This window comes from Providencia sp. PROV252 (genome assembly GCF_033676005.1).
Classification (GTDB): domain Bacteria; phylum Pseudomonadota; class Gammaproteobacteria; order Enterobacterales; family Enterobacteriaceae; genus Providencia; species Providencia vermicola.
This window is the reverse complement of the sequence record NZ_CP096294.1, coordinates 1011798-1031310: the sequence shown is the minus strand read 5'-3', so window position 1 is coordinate 1031310 and position 19513 is coordinate 1011798. Positions and strand designations below refer to the sequence as shown.

The window sequence follows — 19513 nt, the reverse complement described above, 5'->3', positions numbered from 1 at the left end:
TTAATTTATTTTATTAAGGCAATTACTTTAGCTTAAATCACATAAATTGTCGCTGTCTAGATGTGTGGTTTAGGAGGGATTAAAACAAAAGATGCATCGGAAATGTTATTTAATTGACTTTTCAGGCAAAAAAAAACTCCTCAAATTGAGGAGTCTTTCTTATGATGGTGCATCCGGGAGGATTCGAACCTCCGACCGCTCGGTTCGTAGCCGAGTACTCTATCCAGCTGAGCTACGGATGCAAAATTCTGTCGACAAATATCGATTAATTCAATAACTGAGAATGTCTACACTAAATGGATTATTGATACGCTAACTAATTAGCTAAGAGATGGTGCATCCGGGAGGATTCGAACCTCCGACCGCTCGGTTCGTAGCCGAGTACTCTATCCAGCTGAGCTACGGATGCATAGTTACTGCAAGACGTGCTTCTCTCTCAAACTTCTTATCAACATCTACTTCTGTAAATCAGTTTCTTCGTTACTACACTATTTTGATTGCTTACTAAGTAGAACCAAAATAAAACCCAACTAGGTTTCCCTGTAGGGTTAATATGGTGCATCCGGGAGGATTCGAACCTCCGACCGCTCGGTTCGTAGCCGAGTACTCTATCCAGCTGAGCTACGGATGCATAATCTAAAATGGCGGTGAGGGAGGGATTCGAACCCTCGATGCAGCTTTTGACCGCATACTCCCTTAGCAGGGGAGCGCCTTCAGCCTCTCGGCCACCTCACCATATTTTAGTTACACACGATTTGTTTTTTCAAACATCTCGTCTCTGTGTGGCGCACATATTACTTTCCTAGACTTAGAAGTCAAACAATTTTTCCAAACTTTTTGCATTCCGCAGTCTGTTTGCACATTTCACAAGCAAGATGCTTAGTTTAACACCGAAAAAGAACTTTTTCAGCCCTTAAATAACTTACTTTATGAATAAAAATGAGAGAGATAAAATTGCTTTTGAACCAAAAAATTATTTGCTCGCTACCATGATACGGCGCAATTATAAACAAAGATGAAAAGGTGTTTGTTTACAATGCCTCATCACGCTCAACAAAATAAGTGAGTGAAGCAAATAAAACGAAGTTTGAGAACGTAAAATTTTTTAAAACGCAGTAAGACAAGCGCCCATTCTTGCTGTGTGATCAATCATTGGACGCTTATTCATTATTATTGATTATCTGGTTGAGTCTTTTCGGCCTGGATCCGTTGATAAATTTCTTCACGGTGAACAGAAACTTCTTTTGGGGCATTAACACCAATACGAACTTGGTTGCCTTTAACACCCAATACAGTAACTGTTACCTCATCGCCTATCATGAGTGTTTCACCAACTCGACGAGTCAGAATAAGCATTCTTTGCTCCTTGAAATATTAAAAGAGTCGGGTCTCTAGGTATCCCCCGCTATTGTCCATCACACACCGTGAAAACGTAAAGTAATGACATGCACCTAAAGCATTGATGCCATCAAGGCAATCATTCTAATTATTTACAAGCAAAATATAGCACTACAAGTAATACATTAACAATGCCGCAACAGATTTAAAGTTGCCTTATATTCCTACAAGGCAACTTTTGGTAAGTACTTACAGTCGTGATTCAACCCACTCTTCAACACTAGCCATTGCAGCAGGTAATGCACTTACATCAGTGCCGCCTGCCTGTGCCATGTCAGGCCGCCCACCACCTTTACCACCTACTTGTTGTGCAACATAAGAGATCAAGTCACCTGCTTTAACTTTAGCAGTCAAATCATTAGTCACACCAACGATCATACTGACTTTATCACCACTTGTTGTTGAAAGCACGATAATCGCTGATTTCAACTGATTTTTCAGATCATCAACCATAGTTCTCAATAGCTTAGGATCAGTATCGCTTAATTGGTTCACTAACAATTTGACGCCTTTCACATCTTTTGCTTTGCTACTTAGTGAAGCACTTTCTTGAGAAGCTTGTTGATCTTTTAGTTGCAAAATCTCTTTTTCTAGCTGACGAGATTTGTCTAACGTAGATTTCACTTTCTCAACGAGACTATTAATATCACCTTTTAATAGGTGAGCGATTGCCGAAAGCTGTTCTGATTGATGGTGAACACTTTCAATCGCCATTACACCTGTTGTTGCTTCAATACGGCGAACACCCGCAGCTGTTCCTGATTCACTCAGAATACGGAACAGGCCAATATCACCAGTACGTTTTGCGTGTGTACCACCGCACAATTCAATAGAAAAATCGCCCATACTCAATACGCGAACACGTTCTTCGTATTTTTCACCGAATAATGCCATAGCCCCTTTCGCTTTCGCCCCCTCTAAATCCATCAACTCAGTTTCAATTTCTGAATTTTGGCGAATTTGAGCATTTACAATGTCTTCAACTTGGCGGAGTTGCGCTTGGGTCATAGCTTCAAAATGTGAGAAGTCAAAACGCAGGTACTTGTCATTAACAAGTGAACCTTTTTGAGATACATGTTCGCCAAGTACTTGACGTAACGCAGCATGTAATAAGTGCGTTGCAGAGTGATTCAAACGAATAGCATTACGCCTTGCGCTATCAACCACAGCGGTAATACGATGGTTAACAACTAATGAGCCTGATTCGACTTTACCGATATGCCCAATTGCTTGACCATATTTTTGTGTGTCTGTCACATTGAAGCGAGCATTGTCATTATTTAAGAAACCAATGTCCCCAACCTGACCACCTGATTCGGCATAAAATGCGGTTTTATCAAGAATAACTAAGCCTTCTTCACCTACATTTAAGCTATCAACAGGCTGACCATCTTTATATAATGCGGTGATGGTCGCTTGTTGCTCATCATATTGGTAACCTGAGAATTCGCTGTGCTTATCAACTTTGATTAATGAGTTATAGTCAGCGCCAAAACCACTCGATTCTCTTGCACGACGACGCTGGTCTTCCATCGCACGCTCAAAACCGTCTTCATCCACTTTGATATTGCGCTCACGGCACACATCAGCGGTTAAGTCGATTGGGAAACCGTAAGTATCATAGAGGCGGAATGCAGCCTCACCATCCAGGGTATCCCCTTTTAAAGATGCCAATTCTTCATCTAATAATTGCAAGCCACGCTCTAAAGTACGTGCAAATTGCTCTTCTTCTGTCTTCAGAACTTTTTCAACCATGGCTTGTTGACGTTGAAGTTCTTCAGCAGCAGAGCCCATCACTTTGATCAATGGAGCAACTAATTTGTAGAAAAACGTTTCTTTAGCACCGAGCATGTAACCATGACGAACGGCACGACGAATAATACGACGCAGAACATAGCCACGACCTTCGTTTGATGGAATAACACCATCACTAACAAGGAAAGCACAAGAACGAATATGGTCAGCAATAACACGCAGTGATTTATTTTCCAGATCGGTAGCACCTGTCGCTTTCGCTGCCGCTGCAATTAATTCACGGAAAATATCAATGTCATAGTTTGAATTGACGTGTTGCAGTACCGCAGAGATACGCTCTAAGCCCATTCCTGTATCGACAGAAGGTTTCGGCAATGGTTCCATGGTACCGTCTGATTGACGGTTAAACTGCATGAAGACAAGGTTCCAGATTTCAATATATCGGTCACCGTCTTCTTCTGGGCTTCCTGGAGGGCCACCCCAGATATGATCGCCATGATCATAGAAAATTTCAGTACAAGGGCCGCAAGGACCTGTATCACCCATCTGCCAGAAGTTATCTGAAGCATAAGGTGCGCCTTTGTTATCACCGATACGGATAATGCGCTCTGCTGGAACACCAATTTCTTTATTCCAAATATCATAGGCTTCATCATCTGTTGCATAAACAGTGACCCACAATCTTTCTTTTGGCAGGTTAAACCATGCTTCACTTGTCAGTAATTCCCAAGCAAAGCGAATTGCATCGTGCTTAAAGTAGTCACCAAAGCTGAAGTTACCTAACATTTCAAAGAATGTGTGGTGACGAGCTGTATAACCTACATTTTCTAAGTCGTTATGTTTACCACCTGCACGCACACAGCGTTGTGCAGTTGTCGCTCGGGAATATGCTCTTTTATCCAGGCCAAGAAATACATCTTTGAACTGGTTCATCCCTGCGTTTGTGAACAATAGTGTCGGGTCATTGTTAGGCACTAGCGAACTGCTGGTGACCACCTGATGACCTTTTGTATGAAAAAAGTCGAGAAACGCTTGGCGGATCTCAGCGGTGCTTTTACTCATATTTATCCCGATATCAAGCTGGAAACAGAATTATGAATTGTTGAGATGGAGTGTAACATCACCTCTAATCAACTCTCCGATTAAAAAGTGACTGATAAGATAAAGTCTCTTTGCATAGAAGTAAAATTATAGCTACATCCATTCGTGGCTTTCATTGTAAAGCGTCTAGATATTTTCTGAAAGTATGTTTATACCTCTGGCCAGCGTATTTTTCCACAGAAAAACTGTTGAATAAACTATTATTACGATTGGAAAAAATAAAAAAGGCGCTACTCAATAAGAGCGGCGCCTATAATCTAATGATTAATCAAGTCACTAGCTAATAATTAAAATTCTTCTGGTGTTTCTTCTTCATCAGAATCACTGATAAAGTCTGTTGCAGCACTGCTAAACTCACCAGTATGATTGAGTAACATTTCTCGCAGTTTTGTGTCAATTTCTTGCGCAACTTCAGGATGTTCTTTTAAATAAGTCGTTGAGTTAGCTTTACCTTGACCAATTTTATCGCCGTTATAGCTATACCAAGCACCCGCTTTTTCAATTAGCTTGTGTTTAACACCCAGGTCAATTAGTTCACCAAAGGTATTAATCCCTTCACCGTAAAGAATTTGAAATTCCGCTTGTTTAAATGGCGCCGCAACTTTATTTTTCACCACTTTAACGCGAGTTTCACTACCGACAATTTCCTCACCATTTTTCACCGCGCCAATACGACGGATATCTAAACGAACAGATGCGTAGAATTTCAGTGCATTACCACCCGTTGTTGTTTCTGGGTTGCCGAACATTACACCAATTTTCATACGAATTTGGTTGATGAAGATCAGAAGCGTATTTGAGGTTTTTAAGTTACCTGCTAATTTACGCATTGCTTGGCTCATCATACGTGCAGCAAGCCCCATGTGAGAATCACCAATCTCACCTTCTATTTCCGCTTTAGGGGTTAATGCAGCAACGGAGTCAACGATAATAACGTCAACAGCACCTGACCGAGTCAGAGCATCACAGATTTCGAGCGCTTGTTCACCAGTGTCTGGCTGAGAACACAGTAAGTTATCGATATCAACGCCGAGTTTCTTCGCGTAGATAGGGTCAAGTGCGTGCTCGGCATCGATAAATGCACAGGTTTTACCACTGCGTTGTGCAGCAGCGATGACTTGTAAGGTTAGGGTGGTTTTACCTGAAGATTCTGGACCGTAGATTTCAACAATACGACCTAATGGCAGGCCACCAGCACCTAATGCAACGTCAAGAGATAAAGAACCCGTTGAAATGGTTTCAACATCCATTGAACGGTCTTCACCAAGACGCATAATGGAACCTTTACCAAATTGCTTTTCAATTTGACCCAGTGCCGCAGCCAGTGCTTTTTGTTTGTTTTCATCAATAGCCATGTTTACTCCCTAAGTGCAATGGCCTTGCCACTGCGAATAAAACGATTGAATTTGATTTGTTGGAACTAATTATACTGTATAATCATACAGTATCAAGGAAATTTTTAATTTAACAGACTCAAAAGCGTTTCTAGAGCATAACCTGTTGATTGAAAACGAATTTGATTTCTATCACCTTGAAATACACGATGCCTAGCGATAACCAACACCGCACCATCTACCTGTTTTTGGGCAAAACCAAACCATACAGTTCCAACGGGTTTGTCTATACTACCGCCACCAGGGCCTGCAATACCACTGACTGAAATCGCAAAATCGGCTGTTGCTTCTTTCAGTGCCCCTGATGCCATTTCTTCTACCACTTGCTGGCTAACAGCGCCAAATTGTTGCAAAGATGCGTCAGTCACACCAATCATTTGATGTTTAGCTTCGTTACTATAAGTGACAAAGCCACGCTGGAAGTAATCCGAACTTCCAGCAATATCGGTCAGCACCTTTGCAATCCAACCCCCCGTGCAAGACTCTGCAGTAGTGACTGTTTTACCTTGCGCTTTCAGTTTTTGCCCAATCTGAATACTTAATGTTTCGAGTCGCGTCTCATCTACCATTATGTAATCCGCCTTTTACATCTTTTTTTTACGAGCGCGATCCCAGATCCATAAGCCTGCAATCGCAATCGTAAATACGGCACCAAAACCAATACCTGCATTCACCACAGATAAGCCGCCCTTAATTGCCAATGAATATAAGCCTAGCATAATCAGCATCGCGCTGTTTTCGCCTAAGTTCTGTACTGCAATGGCATTTCCTGCACCAACGGTTTCCTTTCCTTTATCTTGTAGTAAAGCATTTAGGGGCACAACAAATAACCCACCAAATACCCCTAAAGTAATCAAGATAAAGTAGGATGGAATAATATTAGTTTGCAAGGAAAGTAACACCACCATCACACCGATAATAACCCCTGCTGGAATACAGCGGTAAACTGTTTTCAAGGTAATAAATTTAGCCGCAAGCCCTGCCCCTGCAACAATCCCCACAGCAACCATCGCATTTAAGATAGTTGGTGTTGTGTTATCTTGTAAACCTAAAGCTACAGGTACCCAAGCAACTAATAAAAAACGTAATGTGACCCCAGCGCCCCAGAACAGGCTGGTTCCAACTAGCGAAAAACGGCTTTCCTGATTCGCCCATAAAATACGGCATGCTTGAAAAAAATCTGTGACCAGTAATTTGAGATCCCAGCCTTTTCCTGGCCTTGCCGCCACAAGATGTGGAATAAAGACGTTAGCAATAACCGCCAGTGCATATAAAATCGCACATGTCCCTAACGCTAATAAGAGATTGATATCGGAAAGCATTCCCCCAACAACAGAACCCACTAAGATTGCCGCAATTGTCGAGGCTTCCATCACACCATTGGCTTTAACAAGGTTATCTCCCCCTGTTAATTCGCCTAAGATACCGTATTTAGCAGGTGAATAAGATGCGGCACCAATCCCCACTAATCCATAACAAAGGAACGGATTTAACCCAAAGCAAATCCCTAGCGCTCCAATAAATTTAAAAATATTGGAGAACAACATCACGCGCCCTTTGGAGAATCTATCGGCAATTTGCCCAACAAATGGGGCTAAAACGATGTAAGTAAACACAAACACCATTTGTAAAATAGGGTGACTCCATTCTGGATAAAATTCAGCTTTGAGTTGCGCTAATATAGCAAATAACAGTGCGTTATCCGCAAATGCAGAGAGAAACTGAGACGCTAAAACGGCCTTCATTCCTCGGCTCATCAACGGTAAATTCGAGGTACTTTCTTGCATATTAGGCATCCTTTAAGGCCATTTGTTTCAGTGTGACAAAATCCGTTTTTCCGCTACCTAGCACAGGTAACTCTTTCACAAAACGAATATCACGGGGAACCGCAAGCTCAGTTAATCCTCTGCTTTTCGCCGCCGCCGATAACGCACTTCTATCTAACTCTTTATCGGTAGTAAACAACACTAGCGCCTCACCTTTGCTACTATCTGGTTTTGTCACTACGCCATGATTTGCATTTGGCGACAAAGCGGCAACCATCTGTTCAATGCTTTCAAGGGAAACCATTTCCCCTGCCAGTTTCGCAAAACGTTTCACACGGCCTTTGATAGTGCAGAAGTTTTTATTATCCAACTCAACAATATCCCCTGTATCGTACCAGCCTTCTTCTACCTCGCCCTGTGCGTTTTCAGCCCTTGGCGTTTCAAGCACGCCTGGCGCTTCAACACGTAAGTACCCTTTCATGATATTAGGGCCTTTAAGTTGCAGTTTACCGCCATTTTCGATACCAGAGATGGGGATAATACGCGCTTCCATTTCAGGTAAAATTTGCCCTACCGTGCCTTCTTTTGCCGCCATTGGAACATTGATAGAGACAATTGGTGCACATTCGGTCACGCCATAACCTTCGAGGATACGAATACCGAATTTTTCAAACCAAATTTTCTTCGTTTTATCTGAAAGCTTTTCAGCGCCTGCAACGACATAACGTAAACGAGCAAAATCATATTGGTGAGCAAAACGGGCATAATTCCCTAAGAATGTTGATGTACCGAACAAGACTGTACAGTTTTTGTCATACACTAGTTCAGGAATAATGCGGTAATGTAATGGGCTTGGGTACAGGAAAACGCGACTGCCCGAAAATAGAGGAATAAATAAACCAACGGTTAAACCAAATGCGTGGAACAATGGCAAGGATGACATAAAACGATCCCGCGGCGTAAAGTCAGCGATGGTTTTAATTTGCTCAACGTTTGCCATCAAACTGGCATGGCTATGCACCACACCTTTTGGTGTCCCCTCAGAACCAGAGGTAAATAAGACAATGGCTTCATCCGATGCTTTTCGCGGAATAATGGCTTTATGTGGATTGAATAAGTGCTTAACAATCCATAGCTTATCCTGCCAAGTCACTGTATCTTTTAAATCTTCAAGGTAAATCCAATTAGCTTCAGGAACTTGCTCTGGAATATGGGTGAGATTCCCTTTTTCAAGAAATTGTCGCGAAGTGAACACCACTTTAGCTGCTGAAGCTTTAAGTGCATTACTAATCCCATGACTACCCGCAGTGTAATTTAACATCGCAGGGACACGACCTCTCATCAATGCCCCAAAAATTGCGGCTGCCGTCACTGTTGCATTCGGTAGCAAAAGACCAACACGCTCATTTTCATGGGTATAACGCTCAATAATACGCCCTACCCCTAGCGTTTTCTTCAGCAATGTTTGGTACGAGTCTTCTTTAAATGCAATGTCTTCAATACAAGGTGTGCGGCGACCAAAACGTTGAACACTGCCGATAAACTCTTCAACCAGCGTCACTTGTGGCAAACAAGCCATACGTGCAGACTTCATGATTTGATACAGATGTTCGCCCGCGAGTGCACGGCGCTCAACCGATTTTGGCGCTTCTGGCATCGGAATAGTTTGCGCAGGTAAAATGTGCAAGGTAATTTTTGGGAACCATTTTAACGGAATAATTCCTTTTAAGCGCCCAAAGTGACTGCGTTCTGCACCTTCAATACGAATAGGGACAATTTTTGCTGCAGATTTAGCGGCAACAAACGCAGCGCCCTCATAGATTTTCATTAAAGAGCCATGCACCGAAATTCGCCCTTCAGGGAAGATAACGATCGGGCGCCCTTTTTCTACCTCTTTAACGAGGTGGCGAATACCCAATGGATTGGCAGGGTCAAGAGGGACAATATCAACATAAGGCTTAAGGCGCTTCACCATTTTAGGTGTTGCAAAGGTTGAGTAAACGGCAAATACAGGTTTTACAGGGAGAAAAAGCGCGATCAAAACACCATCTAAAAAAGAGACGTGGTTGGGTGTAATCAAGCATTTATCTTGATCAAACTCTTTCGCATCACCAATAACTTCAACACGAAATAAAAATGTAAGGATGGCTTTGATTATTTTCACCAACATAATGAATCCCTATATTATGATTATATTTTTGTATGCTACCAAAATATTGTTATGCCGTAATAACACTTATCTTACTGACCAATATGCTCTCCACTAGGGGTATAATCCGAAAACACCCGATATGGAAAAGCCGCTTTCTATAATGAGTTTAAGATAAATCATTAAGTTGCGCGATAATTTCGTCAATAGGTTGGGTCGCATCAATAATATAATGAGCAGTCGCGCGGTAAATAGGCTCCCGTTGCTGCATAACCTCTGCAATTTCTTCTACTAAAGATTTACCCGTTAGGCTTGGCCGTTGATCTGCTTGGGGCTCTGCGGCAAGGCGTTTAGCCAAAATTTCAGGCTTGGCATTTAAATAGATCACCGTCCCATTGTCTCGCATCACTTTTTGGTTTTCGTCAGCAAGGATTATCCCTCCCCCTGTAGAAATAATCACATCATCTTGTGCAATTGATTTTAAAATTTCACTTTCTAGCTGTCGAAAATAATCCCAACCATGCTGCTCAACAATTTCTGCAATACTTTTACCTGCTTTTTCAAGTATTAACTTGTCTGTATCAACAAATTGGTAGCCTTTAGATTCGGCAAATAATTTCCCAATTGTTGTTTTACCTGAACCTCTTGGACCGATAATGTAAAACATTAATTTCCATCCCATCATCATGAATACTAATAAAATGTTGCCAAACATGGCAAACCATAAAAAAGAAAGCCACACTTCACTTGTGTGGCTTTCTCATTTTGTATATCAACTTCTATGGGCGATTTAAAAAATCGCCATAACCAATCCACTTATAGGTTGTTAATGCATCCAGCCCCATAGGGCCCCGTGAATGTAATTTTTGCGTACTCACCGCAACTTCAGCGCCTAAACCAAACTGCCCACCGTCCGTAAAGCGTGTGCTCGCATTCACGTAAACTGCTGCTGAATCAACACACTGTACAAAATAATCCGCTTGGCTGATCGATTCTGTCAAAATAGCGTCTGAGTGTGCGGTACCATAATGGCGAATGTGGTCGATAGCCGCATCCACATCGGTAACAATTTCCACATTTAAGTCCAGCGACAACCACTCATCAACTAAGTTTTCAGGTTTAACATCAACCACTTTTGCTGGGCCTTGTTGTAAGAATGGCATCGCTTGTGCGCTGGCATGTAAAGTGACTTGTTGCTCTGCCATTTTCTCACTGAGTAATGGCAAGAATTCAGCGGCAATATTTTTGTGAACGAGCAATGTTTCAAGTGAGTTACAGGCACTTGGGCGCTGTACTTTTGCATTAATAATGACATTGATGGCTTTATCAAAATTGACAGACTCATCAACAAAAGTATGGCACACACCAATTCCGCCTGTGATCACAGGAATAGTTGATTGTTCGCGGCATAACTTATGTAACCCTGCACCACCGCGAGGGATTAGCATGTCGACGTAACGATCCAATTTCAGTAATTGCGCCACGAGTTCTCGATCAGGGTTATTAATCGCTTGCACCGCCTCTGCTGGCAACCCACTATTTTTTAAGGCTTTTTGGATCACACTGACAACTGCCAGATTTGTATTATGGGTTTCTTTCCCACCACGCATAATCGCCGCATTGCCTGTTTTTAGGCACAAAGAAGCCACATCGACAGTGACATTAGGACGCGCTTCGTAGATAACGCCAACCACACCCAATGGAACACGACGACGCTGCAAATTTAAACCACTATCTAGCTTGCTGCCATCAATCACTTGGCCTACTGGGTCTGCAAGTTGGCATACTTTTCGGACATCATCAGCGATATTTTTTAAGCGCTCTGGTGTTAATAACAAGCGGTCTTGCAGCGCTTCGGTCATGCCACTCGCTCTTGCTTGTTCCATGTCTTTTTTGTTTGCAGCCAAAATTATTGCACTTTCTTGCTCTAATAAATCCGCAATTTGCAGTAATGCTGCATTTTTTTGTTTGGTGCTTAGCTGAGCTAATTGCCATGATGCAGCCCTTGCTGCTTTGCCCATTGTTTCTAACATAATTAACTCACTATCATATCATCGCGATGAACAGCCACAGAGCCGTGCTCATAGCCAAGTATCTTGTTTATATCTTGAGAATGTTGACCTGCAATCATTCTGAGTGCGTCACTATTATAATGGGTGACGCCATGAGCAAGGTCTTTCCCCGCCATATTGCGGATGCGGATCACTGCGCCACGAGAGAAATCCCCCTCGATTTTCTTAATACCTTTTGGCAATAATGAGCTACCTTTTTCCATAATCGCCAGTTGAGCACCGTCATCAATGTACACATCACCCGCCGCTGGTGCACCAAAAATCCAGCGTTTACGGTTTTCCATGGGGTTTTTCTGCCCGTAAAAACGGGTTCCCACTGGAATATTTTCAATGACTGCATTAATGACATCAGGCTTATTGCCCGCAGCAATCACCACATCAATACCCGCACGGCCTGCAACATCCGCAGCTTGCAACTTAGTGGCCATTCCACCCGTTCCTAAGCCACTTACGCTACCACCCGCCATTTCCCTGAGTTCATCATTAATACCATACACTTCAGGGATCAATTTTGCATCTGGGTTACTACGAGGATCCGCGTCATACAGCCCCTCAATATCTGTCAGTAATAACAATTTATCTGCATCACCGAGAATTGCAGCGAGGGCAGATAAGTTATCATTATCGCCCACTTTTATTTCCGCAGTTGCAACCGCATCATTTTCATTGATAACAGGAATGATTCCATTATCAAGCAACGCTTGTAAGGTGTCCCTCGCATTTAAAAAACGTTCTCTGTCTTCTAAATCCGCACGAGTTAGCAACATTTGTCCGATATGGATACCATAAATAGAGAATAACCTTTCCCATAACTGAATAAGGCGACTTTGACCAACCGCCGCGAGCAACTGCTTAGATGCAATGGTCGCTGGCAGTTCGGGGTAATTTAAGTGCTCGCGACCTGCGGCAATTGCCCCAGATGTCACGATAATAATACGGTGCCCTTTTTCATATTGCTGCGCGCATTGTCTGACCAACTCAACAATATGAGCTTGATTTAAACGACGCGAGCCCCCTGTAAGTACACTGGTACCTAACTTAACGACCAGCGTCTGGCTATTTTTCATCATTTTTCTGCCATTAGGATTAATAAAACAAAAAGTAGGTATCATTTTTATCAGGAGAAGCGCGTTATGCCAACAGGCATAACGCAAAATTCAACAAAAGTTGGTTTAAAACAAATTTATGCGCTTAATTCCAATTTTAATTCTAACATTAGCGGTGAAGGAAAGAGGCTTAATTCAAGGTCAGATAATTGCTTAGTGAGGTTTTGGTGAAAAGAGACCAAATTCTTTTCGACAGCTTCCGTGGTTGCATTGTCTTTTAATGCTTTAACCTGCCAACTGCCATGCCCATTGTACAGCCCTAAATGGTAAGTAAATTCAAAACCTGCATCAGTTGCAATTAACTTTAACCACCATCCCCAAAATTCACGTTTTTCAGGTGCTATGTTGGCATTCACACACACAACCAAGCTATCAAATATGTAACAACCATTTAAGCATTGTTTTTCTCTTAAATACGGACCTATCGCTGCAAATTTCTTTAAATATTTTCCATTTGTGTAATCAGTCGGTAAAGCCATGTTAAGGATCTCCTTCTTGGGAAGATCCCTTTTTAACAAATGGGAAAAAATAAGCAAGTTATTAAATTATTTTAAAGTATTTTTGTTTTCAACCAAGACGTTGTTTCACTTAGTGCTTTCTCAAAGTTGGCGAATACGGGATGACTTGGTAACATAATAGCGTCCGCATCGATAGAAGAGCGTTTAATTAGCTCCGCTTCCGCCTTCGGGCTATAAATATCATCTTTTAAACTGACCGCCAACATAGGAACTTTGCTTCTCCTACCCAAAAGCCCCTGATTTTTAAGAGAATAACAACTAAGTTCATGACGCAACGCGGAGCCATCAACTTGGTAAATTCCCAGACGACTGGCGAACACATCCAAAACCATCCGAGGAATATCTCGTTGATATTTCTCTTCGTGCAATAAACTGTGCACAATTGGACCTATCACAGCGACCGCTTTAATTTTCTCGGGACACATATAAGCTAACCTTAATGCTATGTTTGCACCAAAGCGCATTCCTACGATGCCAAAGCGCGTATGGTCAATCCATGCTATATCATCGATTTGGCGAACAATTTGCTCATGTAATGTGCTGGTTTCTTGGGTTAACTTGTATTTGACCGAATAACCAATGGATGGCATATCCAGTGTTAACATCGCTATCCCTAATGGTTCAAGATAATCACGAAAATAGCGACAGAAATCAATCTGTAAGCTATCTAGCATACCGCAAATCATCACCGTTGGATAAGGGCCTTGCCCATGAGATGGGATATGCAAAAAACCGTAAACTTCTTTACCGCCATCCACTTTAAAAGGAATTTTCTTTAAACGATATTCGGAGAACTTTGCGGCGCTATCATAGGCTTTGTTAGCCAGTAGAATCGCTTGATCCGCCAGCTCATCACCTTTGATAAACGGATAGGCTGCAATACTGTATAAATTTGCTGAACGCAGCCATGCATTACCTGCATCAATACCTTGTTCGAACTCTAAGGCTTTTTGTTGCCAATGCATCGCTTGTTGAGACCATTCAAAACACCAATTACCTGAACGATTACCGATGACGGTATCTAGTTGACGCTCATTACTACGTTGCGCATTAGAAATCGCAATACGACTAAGCACGTCTTCAATTTCTAATGCATCTATTCCGCGCCAAATCCACATCAAGCGGTTAATCATGCGATACCATCCCGTATGATGTGAACCACTCAGCACACTGTGCTCTTTGATTTGAGGCAGCGTTTGGGCGGAATAAGAAACCAGTGTCGATGTTTCAATCTGTCTGACTTTAGGCTTAAAGAGTTTTTCGGATAAATTTTGTTGAGTCATCCCAATTACCTGTATACCGTCGCTGAATGGAACCCAAAAATAAGGGGAATGCACATAATGCACTCCCCAAATTATATCGTGTTTATCTCAAAAACTTTAGGTATTAATGTGTTCTCGTCATCAATAAAATCCATAAGACTTTATTATTACAATATTTTTACCTAACGCTAAGTGACAAACAGATTTATTTATCTTGTTCACACAAAGGTTTAACAAAGACAACGCCCATATCCCAAGGCTGTTCAATCCATGTATCTTGTGGAATATCAACCACATAGTCATCAACTAATGGACGCCCTGCAGGTTTTGCAAAAATGGTCACGAAGTGAGCTTTTGGATACATATCACGGATCGCTTGGGCAGTGCCGCCTGTATCGACTAAATCATCAATAACGATAAAGCCTTCACCATCGCCTTCTGCGCGCTTGATAACCGTTAATTCACGTTGGTTATCATGATCATAGCTAGAGATACAAACGGTATCAACGTGACGAATACCCAGTTCACGTGCAAGAAGTGCACCTGGAACAAGTCCACCACGGCTAACCGCGATAATACCGGTCCATTGTTCTACTGGTAATAAACGTTGTGCGAGTTTACGGGCATGTATTTGCAACATATCCCACGTTACGACATATTTTTCGCTCATAAAATTCGGGTCCCGACTGCTGAGTAAATCTGAAATGTGTCTTGCGGAAAAAAGGTTGCGCGAGATTATAGTGATTCGGCGCGCTAAAAACCAGTAAAAAGCATCATTCGCCATTAATTATTATCATTTACACTGTCCATTATTCAAAAGAAAGTGTTATCCTGATTTTATAAAAGAGGCGGCCTTTAATTCGAAACTTCAGGCTGTTAGGTCATAATTACAGCAATGTCCCTTTTAAAAATTGAAGCTGAAACTCGCGTTGACTGTCAATCGGCTGCTGTCTAGATGATTCAGGGAATTTTCCCTAAATAGTTCAAGTTATAGCTAGGCGGCAAATGAACAAATCCGAGGAGCATACATTAGTATGTGACGCAGGTTTGTGAGTGTAGCCAACAACGCTATAGCTTGAAATATAACGGGAAAATCATAGGAGATAAACGTGTCTGAATTATCCAAACTATCCCCCCAACCACTGTGGGACATCTTCGCTACCATCTGCTCTATTCCACATCCTTCGTACCACGAAGAAGCCTTAGCAGCACATATCGTTGATTGGTCAAAACAAAAAGGCTTCCACGTTGAACGTGATGAAGTCGGCAATATTTTGATCCGTAAACCAGCGACTGCTGGCTACGAAAACCGCAAAGCTGTTGTGCTGCAAGCCCACTTAGACATGGTGCCACAAAAAAATAACGATACTGTGCATGACTTTAAAGTTGACCCAATCCGCCCGTATGTGAACGGTGAATGGGTAACTGCTGAAGGGACGACATTAGGTGCCGATAACGGCATTGGTTTGGCTTCTGCACTGGCTGTTTTAGCTGATGATAGCGTTGAACACGGCCCAATGGAAGTGTTGCTGACCATGACCGAAGAAGCTGGGATGGAAGGCGCATTTGGTCTGAAAGCTGGCTGGTTACAAGCAGATATCTTAATCAATACAGATTCTGAAGAAGAAGGCGAAATCTACATGGGGTGCGCTGGTGGTGTTGACTTCACAACCACTTTTGACCTAACTCGTGAAGCATTACCACAGGGTTACCAAACCTTTACCTTGACCTTAAAAGGTTTAAAAGGTGGTCACTCGGGTGGTGACGTTCATTTAGGTTTAGGCAATGCAAACAAACTATTAGCACGTTTCCTTGCTGGCCACGCAGAAGATCTCAGCCTAAAACTATTAGAGTTTAAAGGTGGTACAGTACGTAATGCCATCCCACGTGAAGCACATGCCATTATTTCTGTTCCAGCAGATAAAGTTACTGAACTGACTGCATTAAGAGCTCGTTACGAAAGCATCCTGAAAAATGAGTTAGCGGTTGTTGAACCTAACTTAGTGCTGTTGTTAGATGAAACACAAAGCGACTTAAAAGCACTGTCTGATGACTGCCAACAACGTTTTGTTTTCTTCTTAAACGCTGCGCCAAATGGCGTTATCCGTATGAGTGATGTCGCAAAAGGTGTTGTTGAAACCTCACTGAATGAAGGCGTGGTACGCATGACGGAAGACAAAGCAGAGATTATCTTCCTCGTCCGTTCACTGATTGATAGCGGTAAAAACTACGTCGTTAACATGCTAACTTCTATCAGTAAATTAGCGAAAGCACAATACCGCGCAGAAGGTAGTTACCCAGGTTGGCAGCCAGATGCTGACTCTGCAGTAATGCATTTAGTGAGCGAAACCTATAACAAATTATTTGGTAAAATCCCGAATGTGATGGTGATCCATGCTGGCCTTGAGTGCGGTTTATTCAAAAAACCTTACCCAGACATGGACATGGTATCCATTGGGCCTACCATTCGTGGTGCTCACTCGCCAGACGAACGCGTTCATATCGCCAGTGTTGGCGAGTATTGGAAACTGTTAACTGCGGTGTTAAAAGCGATTCCAGTGAAAGGTTAATCTACTAATACTGAATAAAATGCTCATCCTTGTGGTGAGCATTTTTTTAAAGTTCAAGTAATAACTGCCGCTCTAATTGTGGGCTTTGTAGCATCACATGTAGTCCCACTAACCTAACGCCTCGCTTTAGCCGACGATTATCCCAAACTTGCTGTGCGAGTTGCACTAAGTCTTGCTTATTTAGAATGGGATACACATGTTCTTGTGTTGTTTGTTGGAAATCCGCAAACTTAAATTTAACACCTTGGCGTGCAATACGCAGATCGGGTTTTACCTTGGCTAAACGGAGCTGTAGCTCATCATACAGTTTATCTAACAGTAGCAGACAATCATGCCATTCATGGATATCTTTAGCGAGCGTACGTTCAACTCCCACCGATTTTCTAAGTCTATCCGGGTTGATGGAACGTTCATCAATACCATGGCAACGTTCCCAAAGTACCTGCCCAAATTTACCCATACTTTTGATCAGGGTGACCACATCATATTTTTGCACATCACCACAAGTTATCAGCCCCATATCAGCCAATTTTTGTGACGTTACCTTACCCACCCCGGGGATCTTTCTAAGGGGCAAATTAAGAATGAATTGATCCATATTTTGTGGTGTGATCACGAATTGCCCATTTGGTTTGTTCATATCTGAAGCAATTTTGGCCAAGAATTTAACGGGTGCGATCCCCGCAGAAGCTGTCAGTTGGAGCTCATCAAAAATTTGTTGGCGAATAGCCTCTGCAATAAGCGTTGCAGAACCATGTAACTGCGTACAATCAGTCACATCCAAATAAGCTTCATCAAGAGAAAGTGGCTCGATAAGGTCGGTATAACGCGCAAATATTTGGCGAATATGAAGGGAAGTTTCTTTATATAACGCCATATGCCCTGGGACGACTTTAAGGTGCGGGCATAACCTAAGTGCGACGGCTGTAGACATGGCACTGTGAACACCGTAGCGGCGAGCTTCATAATTTGCGGTACTAATGACCCCTCGGCGATCAGCACTTCCTCCCACCGCAATAGGTACATTGCGTAGGCTTGGGTCGTCACGCATTTCTATTGCCGCATAAAAGCAGTCCATATCAATATGAATAATTTTACGCACGAGCTAGCCCTGAAAATCAAACACCTGATTAAATATACAGTGTTTTTATTAGCCATGCAATTAATGTCCCTTTTCCTAAAAGCTGTTTAATAAAAAAAGGGTTAACTTAATGATAATTAACTCATTCATCTTACTGCAACAATCATCTGCCAAGCTCATTAACTGACGACTCAATTTAAAGTTTGTCTTAAAAACAAGTAGAAATACTTACTTTTATATAAAAACGTAATAAAAAGGGTTATTTCCCCAACAACAATACTTTGACAAATTATTTATGGATCACACCTATGGCAATTATATCAACATCAAAATATATTCAATTTATGGCAACACTCGTACTCTTGCTTGCAAGTCAGACCGCTTTCGCTTTATCACCTAAAATTGTTGCTCACCGAGCAGGAACCGCTGACGCCCCAGAAAACACAATTTATGCCATCGATTTAGCAAAAGAAAATAAAGCTGATGCGATTTGGCTTACCGTACAGTTGAGCCAAGATAATCAATTGGTTCTATACCGCCCAAGCGACCTTGATTCGTTAACAGATAAAAAGGGGAATGTGTCCGCTTATACTGCTGAGCAACTGAGTAAAATTAATGCAGGCTACCAGTTCAGTAAAAAACATAATCAACAGCTTCCATTACAAAAGACCACCATCAATACCTTAGAAACTATTCTACAAAAATACCCTGATACCACTTTTTATATTGATTTAAAATCGCCTGATGCCAACCCTGACGTTCAAGCAAAAGCAATTCTGGCGCTTTTAAATAAAACCAACACATTCAATCAGGTACGCTTTTATTCCACCAATGATGAGTTTTTAACAGCACTTAAATCTCTTTCAGCAAAGATACCGCTATTTGAAAGCCGCGATGAGACCCGTACTATGTTGGCAAATATTGTGATGAACCATCAATGTTCCGTGGAAAATGACACCACGAAAACGCGTTGGTATGGTTTTGAGCTACATCGTAAAGTCGAAGTCGTCGAGAAATACACTTTAGGTGAAGCACGTTCACCGGCTACCCTTTCATGGGATAAAGAAGCCATCAACTGTTTTAGAAAAAATGGCAATGCCTATATCATTGTCTTTGGCGTTAATACTGACAATGACTACCAACTCGCAAAAGAAATTGGTGTGGATGCTGTAATGGTTGATTCACCTAAAGCATTTAAAAAATAATCCACTAACATTACCTAAGCTATTGTTACTTTATTAATAGCTTAGGTATTAAATTATATCCTAAAAGTATTTATCTCTTTTCATCAATTAATAATAATTGTTCTTAATTTACCTCTATATAAAACTTGATATATTT

General features: G+C 41.9%; 15 protein-coding genes and 4 tRNA genes. 2 read left to right on the top strand and 17 right to left on the bottom strand.

What is annotated here, in order from left to right; genetic code table 11:
* Positions 1 to 165: 165 nt before the first annotated feature.
* The 16 genes from M1F05_RS04475 to gpt all read right to left on the bottom strand — a co-directional run bounded on the left by M1F05_RS04475 (position 166) and on the right by gpt (position 15191).
* Positions 166 to 242: transfer RNA gene (locus M1F05_RS04475), tRNA-Arg, on the bottom strand.
* Positions 243 to 332: 90 nt separating this feature from the next.
* Positions 333 to 409 (bottom strand) — tRNA-Arg (locus M1F05_RS04470).
* Positions 410 to 554: 145 nt separating this feature from the next.
* Positions 555 to 631 (bottom strand) — tRNA-Arg (locus M1F05_RS04465).
* A gap of 11 nt (positions 632 to 642) precedes the next feature.
* Positions 643 to 735, bottom strand: a tRNA-Ser gene (locus tag M1F05_RS04460).
* Positions 736 to 1170: 435 nt separating this feature from the next.
* Positions 1171 to 1356 carry a carbon storage regulator CsrA gene (gene csrA, locus M1F05_RS04455; protein ID WP_004264815.1) on the bottom strand — a complete coding sequence of 62 codons (186 nt, stop codon included), beginning with the start codon at positions 1354 to 1356 and terminating at the stop codon, positions 1171 to 1173.
* A 231-nt stretch (positions 1357 to 1587) separates the two neighbouring features.
* The gene (gene alaS, locus M1F05_RS04450; protein ID WP_206084771.1) at positions 1588 to 4215 is read right to left on the bottom strand and encodes an alanine--tRNA ligase; all 2628 of its coding nucleotides are present in this window, start codon (positions 4213 to 4215) and stop codon (positions 1588 to 1590) included.
* A 326-nt stretch (positions 4216 to 4541) separates the two neighbouring features.
* A complete protein-coding gene (recA, locus tag M1F05_RS04445; RefSeq protein ID WP_206084770.1) occupies positions 4542 to 5609 on the bottom strand; it encodes a recombinase RecA in 1068 nt (355 codons plus the stop codon).
* A 104-nt stretch (positions 5610 to 5713) separates the two neighbouring features.
* Positions 5714 to 6217: a nicotinamide-nucleotide amidase gene (pncC, locus tag M1F05_RS04440; protein ID WP_206084769.1), complete on the bottom strand. Its 504-nt coding sequence runs from the start codon at positions 6215 to 6217 to the stop codon at positions 5714 to 5716.
* Between the two features lie 15 nt (positions 6218 to 6232).
* Complete coding sequence (lplT, locus tag M1F05_RS04435) at positions 6233 to 7435, bottom strand: lysophospholipid transporter LplT (protein WP_206084768.1); 1203 nt, start codon at positions 7433 to 7435, stop codon at positions 6233 to 6235.
* 1 nt (position 7436) lies between these two features.
* Positions 7437 to 9584 carry a bifunctional acyl-ACP--phospholipid O-acyltransferase/long-chain-fatty-acid--ACP ligase gene (gene aas, locus M1F05_RS04430; protein WP_206084767.1) on the bottom strand — a complete coding sequence of 716 codons (2148 nt, stop codon included), beginning with the start codon at positions 9582 to 9584 and terminating at the stop codon, positions 7437 to 7439.
* Between the two features lie 148 nt (positions 9585 to 9732).
* Positions 9733 to 10230 carry a shikimate kinase AroL gene (gene aroL, locus M1F05_RS04425; RefSeq protein WP_206084795.1) on the bottom strand — a complete coding sequence of 166 codons (498 nt, stop codon included), beginning with the start codon at positions 10228 to 10230 and terminating at the stop codon, positions 9733 to 9735.
* A 112-nt stretch (positions 10231 to 10342) separates the two neighbouring features.
* The gene (proA, locus tag M1F05_RS04420; RefSeq protein WP_206084766.1) at positions 10343 to 11596 is read right to left on the bottom strand and encodes a glutamate-5-semialdehyde dehydrogenase; all 1254 of its coding nucleotides are present in this window, start codon (positions 11594 to 11596) and stop codon (positions 10343 to 10345) included.
* A 2-nt stretch (positions 11597 to 11598) separates the two neighbouring features.
* Positions 11599 to 12702 (bottom strand): glutamate 5-kinase, encoded by a 1104-nt coding sequence (proB, locus tag M1F05_RS04415; protein ID WP_206084765.1) that lies wholly within the window; start codon positions 12700 to 12702, stop codon positions 11599 to 11601.
* A gap of 116 nt (positions 12703 to 12818) precedes the next feature.
* Complete coding sequence (gene crl, locus M1F05_RS04410) at positions 12819 to 13220, bottom strand: sigma factor-binding protein Crl (protein ID WP_206084764.1); 402 nt, start codon at positions 13218 to 13220, stop codon at positions 12819 to 12821.
* 71 nt (positions 13221 to 13291) lie between these two features.
* Complete coding sequence (frsA, locus tag M1F05_RS04405; RefSeq protein ID WP_206084763.1) at positions 13292 to 14542, bottom strand: esterase FrsA; 1251 nt, start codon at positions 14540 to 14542, stop codon at positions 13292 to 13294.
* A 184-nt stretch (positions 14543 to 14726) separates the two neighbouring features.
* The gene (gene gpt / locus M1F05_RS04400; RefSeq protein WP_206084762.1) at positions 14727 to 15191 is read right to left on the bottom strand and encodes a xanthine phosphoribosyltransferase; all 465 of its coding nucleotides are present in this window, start codon (positions 15189 to 15191) and stop codon (positions 14727 to 14729) included.
* A 439-nt stretch (positions 15192 to 15630) separates the two neighbouring features.
* Here gpt and pepD point away from each other — a divergent pair, with 439 nt between their 5' ends.
* Positions 15631 to 17091 carry a beta-Ala-His dipeptidase gene (pepD, locus tag M1F05_RS04395; protein WP_206084761.1) on the top strand — a complete coding sequence of 487 codons (1461 nt, stop codon included), beginning with the start codon at positions 15631 to 15633 and terminating at the stop codon, positions 17089 to 17091.
* 46 nt (positions 17092 to 17137) lie between these two features.
* On the opposite strand, the gene dinB is transcribed toward pepD, so the two are convergent.
* Positions 17138 to 18193, bottom strand: coding sequence for a DNA polymerase IV (gene dinB, locus M1F05_RS04390; RefSeq protein WP_206084760.1), 1056 nt, complete (start codon positions 18191 to 18193; stop codon positions 17138 to 17140).
* A gap of 287 nt (positions 18194 to 18480) precedes the next feature.
* Between dinB and M1F05_RS04385 the strand changes: the two genes are divergently transcribed.
* Complete coding sequence (locus M1F05_RS04385; RefSeq protein WP_206084759.1) at positions 18481 to 19377, top strand: glycerophosphodiester phosphodiesterase family protein; 897 nt, start codon at positions 18481 to 18483, stop codon at positions 19375 to 19377.
* Positions 19378 to 19513: the final 136 nt, after the last annotated feature.

What these genes read in the sequence shown, in the direction of transcription:
- gpt (WP_206084762.1), bottom strand. Translation starts at nt 15,191, where the DNA reads ATGAGCGAAAAATATGTCGTAACGTGGGATATGTTGCAAATACATGCC.
- frsA (WP_206084763.1), bottom strand. Translation starts at nt 14,542, where the DNA reads ATGACTCAACAAAATTTATCCGAAAAACTCTTTAAGCCTAAAGTCAGA.
- lplT (WP_206084768.1), bottom strand. Translation starts at nt 7,435, where the DNA reads ATGCAAGAAAGTACCTCGAATTTACCGTTGATGAGCCGAGGAATGAAG.
- crl (WP_206084764.1), bottom strand. Translation starts at nt 13,220, where the DNA reads ATGGCTTTACCGACTGATTACACAAATGGAAAATATTTAAAGAAATTT.
- proB (WP_206084765.1), bottom strand. Translation starts at nt 12,702, where the DNA reads ATGAAAAATAGCCAGACGCTGGTCGTTAAGTTAGGTACCAGTGTACTT.
- recA (WP_206084770.1), bottom strand. Translation starts at nt 5,609, where the DNA reads ATGGCTATTGATGAAAACAAACAAAAAGCACTGGCTGCGGCACTGGGT.
- csrA (WP_004264815.1), bottom strand. Translation starts at nt 1,356, where the DNA reads ATGCTTATTCTGACTCGTCGAGTTGGTGAAACACTCATGATAGGCGAT.
- pncC (WP_206084769.1), bottom strand. Translation starts at nt 6,217, where the DNA reads ATGGTAGATGAGACGCGACTCGAAACATTAAGTATTCAGATTGGGCAA.
- aas (WP_206084767.1), bottom strand. Translation starts at nt 9,584, where the DNA reads ATGTTGGTGAAAATAATCAAAGCCATCCTTACATTTTTATTTCGTGTT.
- alaS (WP_206084771.1), bottom strand. Translation starts at nt 4,215, where the DNA reads ATGAGTAAAAGCACCGCTGAGATCCGCCAAGCGTTTCTCGACTTTTTT.
- M1F05_RS04385 (WP_206084759.1), top strand. Translation starts at nt 18,481, where the DNA reads ATGGCAATTATATCAACATCAAAATATATTCAATTTATGGCAACACTC.
- proA (WP_206084766.1), bottom strand. Translation starts at nt 11,596, where the DNA reads ATGTTAGAAACAATGGGCAAAGCAGCAAGGGCTGCATCATGGCAATTA.
- aroL (WP_206084795.1), bottom strand. Translation starts at nt 10,230, where the DNA reads ATGTTTTACATTATCGGTCCAAGAGGTTCAGGTAAAACAACAATTGGG.